Below are 352 nucleotides of genomic sequence, written 5' to 3'. Positions count from 1 at the left end.
AAAAATAAACTAATATGACAAGAAAGCCAATTCGCTCCACTACCCATTTCACTTAAAAACACTTTGTCTCTGGCCATCTTATCATAGTGATATAGCTCAAAAGATTCTAAATCAAAATTTAAATTTGCAGGTTTAAATTCTTCTTCAAAATCTAGCCCTTTAATAATTCTATTCATATACTCACTTAATTTATTTTCAGCATAACTAAAATATTTATCGAGATTATAACCTTCTATCTGCTCAATCAAACTCCTAATCTCATCTTCCAATGTTTCTTCTCCGTTTAAATCTATGCTTTCTCTTTGATGTTGAACTAGCTGACATTCAATATCAATTTTAGCCTTAGCATAAG

The 352-nt window shown here is 29.5% G+C and carries 1 protein-coding gene; it reads right to left on the bottom strand.

All coding sequences use genetic code 11. The features are described 5' to 3' along the window. Nucleotides 1-352, bottom strand: a 352-nt coding sequence (locus KVT37_RS31975; RefSeq protein WP_217578991.1) for a DUF3732 domain-containing protein, incomplete at both ends; no start/stop codon positions are given.

It is taken from the genome of Mesorhizobium sp. GbtcB19, from assembly GCF_019091085.1.
Taxonomy (GTDB): domain Bacteria; phylum Pseudomonadota; class Alphaproteobacteria; order Rhizobiales; family Rhizobiaceae; genus Mesorhizobium.
The sequence above is the reverse complement of the archived record's forward strand: the minus strand, read 5'-3'. Positions and strand labels throughout refer to the sequence as shown.